Annotated in this window: 9 protein-coding genes; 2 read left to right on the forward strand and 7 right to left on the reverse strand. The window is 67.8% G+C overall.

Translation table 11 applies throughout. From position 1 onward, the window contains the following. The first annotated feature begins 437 nt into the window (after positions 1–437). Positions 438–1,100: a hypothetical protein gene (locus tag ABZW16_RS41880; protein WP_354961727.1), complete on the forward strand. Its 663-nt coding sequence runs from the start codon at positions 438–440 to the stop codon at positions 1,098–1,100. A gap of 276 nt (positions 1,101–1,376) precedes the next feature. Here the strand turns inward: ABZW16_RS41880 and ABZW16_RS41885 are convergent, their stop codons facing one another. The 5 genes from ABZW16_RS41885 to ABZW16_RS41905 are packed head-to-tail and all read right to left on the reverse strand — an operon-like array spanning position 1,377 to position 4,877. Beyond that, complete coding sequence (locus tag ABZW16_RS41885; RefSeq protein ID WP_354961720.1) at positions 1,377–2,639, reverse strand: primosomal protein; 1,263 nt, start codon at positions 2,637–2,639, stop codon at positions 1,377–1,379. Positions 2,640–2,665: 26 nt separating this feature from the next. Next, positions 2,666–3,013, reverse strand: a complete 348-nt coding sequence (locus ABZW16_RS41890; RefSeq protein ID WP_354961721.1) for a YbaB/EbfC family nucleoid-associated protein — start codon at positions 3,011–3,013, stop codon at positions 2,666–2,668. Between the two features lie 55 nt (positions 3,014–3,068). Beyond that, entirely contained in the window at positions 3,069–3,419 is a 351-nt protein-coding gene (locus ABZW16_RS41895) for a hypothetical protein (RefSeq protein ID WP_354961722.1), read from the reverse strand. Positions 3,420–3,439: 20 nt separating this feature from the next. After that, positions 3,440–4,564: an NlpC/P60 family protein gene (locus tag ABZW16_RS41900; protein WP_354961723.1), complete on the reverse strand. Its 1,125-nt coding sequence runs from the start codon at positions 4,562–4,564 to the stop codon at positions 3,440–3,442. Between the two features lie 4 nt (positions 4,565–4,568). Beyond that, entirely contained in the window at positions 4,569–4,877 is a 309-nt protein-coding gene (locus ABZW16_RS41905; RefSeq protein WP_354961724.1) for a hypothetical protein, read from the reverse strand. Between the two features lie 154 nt (positions 4,878–5,031). Between ABZW16_RS41905 and upp the strand changes: the two genes are divergently transcribed. Next, positions 5,032–5,655 (forward strand): uracil phosphoribosyltransferase, encoded by a 624-nt coding sequence (gene upp, locus ABZW16_RS41910; protein WP_354961725.1) that lies wholly within the window; start codon positions 5,032–5,034, stop codon positions 5,653–5,655. Positions 5,656–5,770: 115 nt separating this feature from the next. On the opposite strand, the gene ABZW16_RS41915 is transcribed toward upp, so the two are convergent. Continuing rightward, positions 5,771–7,267: a phospho-sugar mutase gene (locus tag ABZW16_RS41915; RefSeq protein ID WP_354961726.1), complete on the reverse strand. Its 1,497-nt coding sequence runs from the start codon at positions 7,265–7,267 to the stop codon at positions 5,771–5,773. Further along, a complete protein-coding gene (locus ABZW16_RS41920; protein ID WP_354961728.1) occupies positions 7,268–8,047 on the reverse strand; it encodes a purine-nucleoside phosphorylase in 780 nt (259 codons plus the stop codon). Positions 8,048–8,182: the final 135 nt, after the last annotated feature.

Genomic DNA, 8,182 nt, shown 5'->3' on the forward strand with positions numbered 1-8,182 from the left:
GAATCGATGGCGTTGCACGAGTTGGGATTCGCCACGCTGCAGCGCGGGAATCCGGTGACCGCCCGGGAACTGTGCGAGCAGGCGCTCAGCGTGGCATTGCTCGCGGGTGACGAGAGCTGTTTGTCGGTTTCCAGCGTTGCCCACCGGTCTTGCGCGCTGCCTGCTGGGCGGAGTGTTATCCGCTGGCCAGCTCGTGTCGGGTGTTGCCCGCGCGTGGCGGGTGTTCCTCGCGGGTGACGAGAGCTGTTTGTCGGTTTCCAGCGTTGCCTGCTGGTGGCGTGAACTGGGGGGATGCGCGGTGTGACCTGCCGGCGCCCGTGAGTCGGTAGTCGGCTGAGTATCGAGCCGAACCGCGCCGGTGCGCACGTCGCGATCTGCCATTTCCGGTGCGCTGAACGCGCCCGATGGCGAGGCCGTTACCGTGGCCAAGTGTGACGATGGTGCTGATTCCGAGTCGATTCAATGGTCCGCCCGACTCTGGGAACGGCGGGTACGTGGGCGGTCTGCTGGTCGAGCGGGCGGGAAACACGGCTGATGACGGTGCGGTGACCGTGATTCTGCGTAGTCCGCCGCCGCTGGAGACGCCGTTGTGGATTCGCGACGGCAAGTTGCTCGATGGCGAGACGGTGGTCGCCGAGATGCGTTCGGGCGAATTCGAGCGCGACGCACCGCAATGCGTCGGGTATGCCGATGCCGCCGCGGCGTCGGGTTCCTATCAGAGCAACGACATGTTCGCGTCCTGCTTCGTCTGCGGCAGTGGCCGTGCCGACGGCCTGCGTATCGAAGCGGGCGTGGTCGGCGAAGACCGCGTCGCCGCGCCATGGACCCCCGACGACTCACTGCCGATGGGCCCCGCGGTGCTGTGGGCCGCGATGGACTGTCCCGGTGGCTGGTCCCTCCCCGAAATGTTCGACCGTCCCGCCCTCCTTGGCTCCATGACCGCCGCCGTACACGACCTCCCCGAGATCGGTGAACCCTGCGTGGTGGTCGGGCAGAGCCACGGCGAGCAAGGCCGCAAGTCGTTCGCGTCCACCGCCGTCTACGGCTCCGACAACCGCCTTCTGGGCCGAGCAGAACAGATCTGGATCCGCTTGGCCTAGTCGCCGACGCCGCTCGACCACCAGCCACGGTCGACTGCAAGGACCACCGGATCGACGTGCGTATGAGACCCGGGTTCGGTCCAGTCGCAAGTGTGCTGATCGTGACCGGGTGGTGGTCAAATCCTTCCGTCACGTTGCGGGAGCCCTACCCGCGACCAGCACTACGCGATTCATCCGGCCACGCATGCAATGCCCGGGACGGAGTGGGTTCAGCTGTTGCAAAATGCCGCCGATCCGCAATCGCGGGTCGGCGGCATGCGCTCGGCCTGGGCGGACCTACTTCTGCGGTGTGAGTCGGGACTCGAAGTTCCGCTCCAGTTCGCGCCAGCTCTGGGCTTCGGCGGCGAAGGGCGGGTTCGGGGCCATCCGGGTCGGGTCCGGGTTGAGCAGGTAGGAGACGTACCAGCCGAGCGGGGTCGACTGGGCGAGTGCCTGCTCCACCGTGTCGTCGTCGGCGTAATCGGCGGCGTCGGTGAACAATTCGACCGCAAGATCGAGCTGTTCGATATCGACCGCCTCGGGGCCTTCGGCCAGGTCATCGGCCAGTCCGGGCAGCACGTAGACGTTCTCGTCGGTGACCTCGACCGCGAGCGATCCGTCGACCGCGGCGGTCTGCACGTCGGTGTAGGTGCTCACACGCGCCAGCTCGTGCTCATGGTCATCGGCCAGATAGCGGGCCAGTGCGCGTTCGGAGCCGAAGACCGTGATGGCACCGTCCTTGCCGAGGAAGATCGGCTCGTCGTCGAGGTAGCAGCGCAGCGTGAAGTAGGTGCCGTCGGAGGTGACGATCTTGACCGGGTCGATGCCGACCTCGTGCCAGAACGAATCGTCTTCCTCTTCGTCTTCCTCGTCCTCGTCCTCCGCATCGAGGTCGACGGATTCGAACTCCTCGTCCTCCTCGCTATCGGCCGCGTCGTCGGCGTCCACGACGTTCTCCTCCGCGGCGAGCAATTCGGCCTCCGCGACCGCGACCGCCTCGGCGTCGACCTCGGGGGTCTGCACCACGGAGTCGATGGCGTCGAGGACGTCGTCCCAGCCCTTGGCGATGGCTGCGCCGATCTGATCCCACAGCTCCTCGCCGTCGCGCCCGACGAACGCGCTGACGCCACTGGCCAGTGCGCCGACCACCGGATGCGACCCGAAGAACTTGGTGACCGTGTCCAGCTCGCACACCTCGCCGATATTGCGCACCATGCTGAGCGTGTCGTCGAGTTCGGCGATGGTGTCCACATCGGGATCGCTCGCGACCAGCTCCGGTACACCGACCAGGTCGAAGGTGAAGTTCTCCTCCGGCTCCAGTTCCACCGCCGAGAGCCCGGCTACGACCTTCCAGGCGGGATGGTCGACGAGATCGTTATCGGAGTTGGTCCGAATGAACGCGGCCAGCTCCGCAACGGTCTCGAAACCGTAGAGGGAGTCCTCGTGTCCGAGGAACGCCTCCCACTCGTCGTCACCGTCGCGCCAGCGCGGTGCCCACAGGGTGACGAGATCGCCGTCGGTCAGGCCGAGCTCGATCGGGACGATGTCTCCAGAAGCCATGTGCGGAAGCCTATCGACCTTCCGAGTCAGTGACTATCCGGCCCGCCCCCAACGCTTCCTGGAGCCCCCTCCGGCGCCACCGCGAACGACTCGTTCAGTGTCGCAACGACCTTCGAACGCTGTGCGCCCGCGTCCTCGGCGGCCTGGCGACACGCCCATACGATCAGCTGGCCGACCTCGGCGGGCGGCAGTGCGGTGACCGACTCCGACAGGCTCAGCGCGACCAGTGCGCCGTCGCTGTTCACCTCGACGCTGACCGTGCCGTCCTCGGTGCGGAACCGGCCGTGCACCTGCTTCAGGCCGTACAGCGCGGCCTCGAGCGCCTCCAGTTTCGCCGTCGCGTTGGCGACCAACGCGTCCATCTCCGCACTCATGCCCGCGCCTCGCTCGACTCCAGCTCGTCTGCCGTTGTGCTCATCGTTGGCTCGCTCATACCGGCCTCATCCAGCTCGTCGGTCCCGTGTCCGCGTCATCGATCCGGTCCAGCTCGTCCACCGCGGCCTGGCGGGTGGGCAGTCCGAGCTTGTCCAGGATGTCGGCGGGCATGCCCGCCTCGGCGAGCAGTTCGCGTCGGCGGGCCCGCGCGGCGACAGTGGAGCGCTTGGTGAGCCGCAGGATCTCATCGGCGAGAGTCTGTGCGCCGTAACGGTATTCGCTGCGCTCGAACTTGATCTCGATCGGCATGCCCTGATCGGTGGCACGGACCGAGATGGTGCCCGATCGGTTGCTGCTCGACGCCACCGTCACATTGGGTATCGGCGGGGTCTGGGGCTGGGACATTATTCGTTCGCTCCGCTCACTTATGAGGTCGGCCGGTAGAAGCCGTAGAAGTTCATACCGATGTTGTCCGTTCGAACCGAGCTGATCTGGACCGGATTACCGGCCTCGACGAACTGCCCGTTGCCGATCACCATGGCGACGTGGCCATCCCAGACAGCCAGATCTCCTGGCATCAGATCACCGGGTGACACCTGCATATGGCCGTTGCCCTGCTCCTGGGCCAGCCGGGGCAGGTCGACGCCCGCTTCGCCGTAGGCGTATTTGGTGAGGCCGCTGCAGTCGAGTCCGGAGCCGGGTGAATTGCCACCCCACACATACGGCGTGCCGACGGCGCCGATGGCCGCCTTGACCGCCGTCGCCGCCTTCTCGTTCGGGGCCTCCACGACACTGCCGTCGGGCAGCGTGATCTTCACACCGTTGCCGGCGGTCGACGACTGTCCGTTCCCGGTCGTCGTGCTGGTATTCGGTTTGGTGGTCGACGCTGTGCTCGCGGTCGTTGTGCTCGTCTTGCTGGCAGCGCTCATCAGGCTGCTCAGCACGCTGCCCGCACCGCTCGCGACAGTGCCCACCGTCGACGACAATTGCGACGCACCCTGGGTGGCGGCGCTGACCGTGCTGGCGACATTGGACAGCGACGGCGTCGACGGCGCGGGTGTCAGCTCGTTCATCGACGCGGTCTGGGTATCCAGTTCATTGCGCACGCGGCCGACCACATTCAGCCCCTGACCGATGTGGTCGATCGCGGAGCTGACGAGCACCGTCAGCCCCTCCGGCGTGGCCAGCGCCGAGCCCAGAGCGGTGGCCTGGTTCACGAACGACTGGACGATCCCGTTCAGATCCTGCTGACCCGATTCGACCTGGGCGGCAGCCTGATTCACGACGGTAGCCATATCGTTGCCGCGGTCGGAAATGGTGGCGGCGGAGGTCTGCACCCGCAGCGCTTTCGCGGTCACGGCATCGGCGGCCTCGCCATCCCATGCGTCGTTCACCTGGTTGATGCTGTTGCGGCCGAGCGCGTGCACCTGGTCGACGGCGGTGGAGGTGGAGGTCAGTGCGTCGGCGGGCCCGCCGGTGGGGAGGACGCCGGTGCCGAAGCTGGAGAGCAGGTCGAGCAGTGGCTGGACCAGGGCGCTGACATCGATCACCGCGTCATCCGTCCAGTCCGGTGGCGTTCAGCCCGCCGGCATTGTTCAGGTCGGTTTCCTCGAGTACGACGGCCGAACTGGTGGCCGCGCCACCCATGCTCGCGAGCACCGCCGACAACTGACCGATGGACGCGACGTGCCCGGCGTGCGCTGCGGCATAGGCGGCCATGAAATCACCGCCGATCAAGCCCATGATGGGACCGAGGAGCGTGGGATCTGCGGCCGCGGCGCTCACCCCGGCGGCGGCGAGATCACCGGACATGGCCCCGGCGGACGCGCCGTAGGCGGTTATGCCCTCGGTGTCGGCCGACATCTTTCGCATAGTGCTTCCCCCATCTGTTGTTCCCAGGCAGAGTACGTCATCCACCTAGTTCGACGCGCTGCCTTACCGATCGGTTCCAGCCGTTCGAAAAAAAATTCGGGTGGAGGTTCGCCGCCGAAGTCGACTTCGACCTTATCGTTCCCTCATGCGCACGCACACCGTGGACCATCCACTCGCCGCCGCCCTGCTGACCACGATGCGCGATGCTCGCACGGCCGATCCGGCCTTCCGTGCGGCACTGCGCGATCTCACCGGAATCCTGATCTACGAGGCGCTGCGCGAAGCGCCGGTGACCCACTTCCCGATCGCCACACCGGTGGCCAGCGCCGAGGGGACGCGCTTGGCGCAGCCGCCGCTGCTGGTGCCGGTGCTGCGCGCCGGACTCGGCATGGTCGACGCGGCTGCCGAGCTGATCCCTGACGCCAGAGTCGGTTTCGTCGGCATCGCCCGCGACGAATCCACCCATCAGCCGGTGCCGTATATGGAGTCACTGCCCGACGACCTGACCGACCTGCCGGTTTTCGTACTCGACCCGATGCTGGCCACCGGCGGTTCGATGCGCCACACCCTGCAGCTGCTCGCCGCTCGCGGCGCCACCGACATCACCGCGATCTGCGTCGTCGCTGCCCCTGAAGGCATCGCCGCCCTTGCCGATTCGGGCCTGCCCGTGCGCCTGGTCACCGCCGTCGTCGACACCGGCCTCAACTCCGACGCCTATATCGTCCCCGGCCTCGGCGACGCGGGCGACCGCCAATTCGGTCCCCGCTGAGCCACTTTCGCGTCGAACATGTCGGTGGCTTCGGACGGGCCGAGTGCCATGGGGAGTCGGCCTGAAGTGCCGGTGGTTCACTCGGCGACCGAGCCCGCCGAGTGATGTCCTCGGCTCAGAGCCCTTGGCAGAAGGCGCGCAGTTCGGCGATGCGCTGTCCGGCCGCGGTTCTCGCCGCAGCGAGGGCCGCGCGGTCGGCGACCGGCTCGACCACCTCCAAGTAGCACTTGAGTTTCGGCTCGGTGCCGGATGGGCGGACCACTACCCGGAAGCGGGCTCCCTCGAAAATCAGTGCGTCGGTGCGCATTCGACCACGAACCTGGAGCAGATCGGTGAATTTGACCGGCTCGGAGGCGATTTCGTCGGGGGGCGCCGCGCGCAGCCGACTCACCAGCTCCGCTGCGGCGGCCGGGTCCGGGAGGCGAAGTGCGACCAGGTCGGTGGTGTGCAGGCCGAATTCGACCGCGTAGTCGTCGAGTTCGTCGGCGAGGGTGCGACCGGCGGCCTTCAGGCGGGCGGCGAGGTCTGCGGCGAGTACCGCCGCGGAGATGCCGTCCTTATCGCGTACCGCGGCCGGGTCCACGCAGTGCCCGATGGCCTCCTCGTAGGCGTAGACCAGGCCGTCGCCCGCTCGGGCCAGCCATTTGAAGCCGGTGAGTGTTTCGGCATAGCGAGCGCCACGGGCGGCGGCGAGCTTGGCGAGCAGCCGGGACGATACGACGGTGGTCGCGACCAGCGAATCCGGAGGTGCGGTGCGCAATACGCAAGCACCGAGCAGCACGCCGGTTTCGTCACCGCGCAGCATGCGCCAGCCGCCGTGATCGTCGGGAATGGCGATGGCGCAGCGATCGGCGTCCGGGTCCAGAGCGATGGCGATATCCGCGCCGATCCGGGTGGCCGTGGCGAGCAGCAGGTCGGTGGCACCGGGCTCTTCGGGATTCGGGAAGGCGACGGTGGGGAAGTCGGCATCGGGCGCGAACTGCTCACCGACGACGTGCACATGCCGGAAGCCCGCCGCGGCAAGGGCTGCCACCGCCGTATCGCCGCCGACACCGTGCAGCGGGGTCAAAACGATGCGGATATCGGCGCGTTCGCCGGGCCCGCCGATCAGCTCGGGCAGCCGGGCCACCCGATCGAGGTAGCGGCGCACCAGATCATCGTCGGCCGGGGCGACCGGCGTGCGGGTGATCGGTTCGGCGACCGCCTCGATGCAGCGCTCGATCTCGGTATCGGCCGGTGCGAGCAGCTGCGAACCGCCGTCCAGATACACCTTGTAGCCGTTATCCGTCGCGGGATTGTGCGATGCGGTGATCTGCACTCCGGCAACGGCTCCCAGCTCACGCACCGCATAGGCGACGATCGGCGTCGGCAGCGGACGGGGCAGCAGCGTCACCGGAAAGCCGGCGGCCGCAAAGATTTCCGCGGTGGCGGTGGCGAATTCGGCGGAGCCGTGCCGGGCGTCGCGTCCGACGACCACCGCGCCGCCGCCCAGGCAGCGCCCGCGCAACCAGTCCACCAGCCCCGCCGTCGCCCGGCTGACCGTGTCCAGGTTCATGCCGTCGGGGCCGTCCTGCAGCGGCCCGCGGAGTCCGGCGGTGCCGAAGCGCAGCATCTAGAGCCGTTCCAGTACGCCGCGCAGCAGTTTGCCGAGTCGCGGTGCGGCCGCATGTCCTTCGGCGAGCACCTCGGCATGGGACAGATGCGCACCCGTGACGCCCGCGGCGAGGTTGGTGACCAGTGAGATGCCGAGCACTCGGGCACCGAGCGCGCGCGCCGCGATCACCTCCAGCACCGTCGACATGCCGACCAGATCCGCGCCCATGGTGCGCAGCATCCGGATCTCGGCGGGCGTCTCGTACTGCGGTCCGGTCAGACCCGCGTACACACCCTCGGTCAGACTCGGGTCGATTTCCCTTGCCAGCGTGCGCAATTCGGGATCCCACGCGTCGACGAGATCGATAAAGGTCGCGCCGGTCAACGGTGTGCGGCCGGTGAGATTGAGGTGGTCGCTGATGAGAACCGGATCACCAACGCGCAGCCCGTCGCGGATCCCGCCCGCGGCATTGGTGAGCACCACGGTTTCCGCGCCCGCCGCGATCGCGGCACTCACCGGATGTACGACCTCGCTCGGCTGATACCCCTCGTAAAGATGCTGACGTCCCATCAGCAGCAGCACCGGAGTGTTGTCGACGGCGACCGAATGCACCATCCCGACATGTCCCTGGGCGCTGGGTGTCCCGAATCCGGGCAGCTCCGGCATCGGTATCGACGCACGCGGCGCACCGATCTCCGCGGCCGCGTCCTGCCAGCCCGATCCCAGCACCACAGCAACCCGGTGCCGCTCCACTCCCGTACGTTCGGCAATCGCCTTCGCGGCCTGTTCGGCAAGCATGAACGTCACGATAGCTGTGTTTGATCGGCAGCGCCTCCGGCGCTGCCTGTTCGCGGCCCCGAAGATTCAGCATCGCGTAGCGATTCGATGAAGGGTGGTGGTCGGGCGACGGGTGGGCCTCGCGTCCGAGCCGTC

The sequence above is a fragment of the Nocardia sp. NPDC004604 genome, from assembly GCF_040609795.1.
Taxonomy (GTDB): Bacteria; Actinomycetota; Actinomycetes; order Mycobacteriales; family Mycobacteriaceae; genus Nocardia.

Bases quoted from the DNA above. Each gene is read 5' to 3' on its own strand.
- ABZW16_RS41890 (WP_354961721.1), bottom strand. From the start codon at position 3,013: ATGAGTGCGGAGATGGACGCGTTGGTCGCCAACGCGACGGCGAAACTG.
- ABZW16_RS41895 (WP_354961722.1), bottom strand. From the start codon at position 3,419: ATGTCCCAGCCCCAGACCCCGCCGATACCCAATGTGACGGTGGCGTCG.
- ABZW16_RS41880 (WP_354961727.1), top strand. From the start codon at position 438: ATGGTGCTGATTCCGAGTCGATTCAATGGTCCGCCCGACTCTGGGAAC.
- ABZW16_RS41920 (WP_354961728.1), bottom strand. From the start codon at position 8,047: ATGCTTGCCGAACAGGCCGCGAAGGCGATTGCCGAACGTACGGGAGTG.
- ABZW16_RS41915 (WP_354961726.1), bottom strand. From the start codon at position 7,267: ATGCTGCGCTTCGGCACCGCCGGACTCCGCGGGCCGCTGCAGGACGGC.
- upp (WP_354961725.1), top strand. From the start codon at position 5,032: ATGCGCACGCACACCGTGGACCATCCACTCGCCGCCGCCCTGCTGACC.
- ABZW16_RS41905 (WP_354961724.1), bottom strand. From the start codon at position 4,877: ATGTCGGCCGACACCGAGGGCATAACCGCCTACGGCGCGTCCGCCGGG.
- ABZW16_RS41885 (WP_354961720.1), bottom strand. From the start codon at position 2,639: ATGGCTTCTGGAGACATCGTCCCGATCGAGCTCGGCCTGACCGACGGC.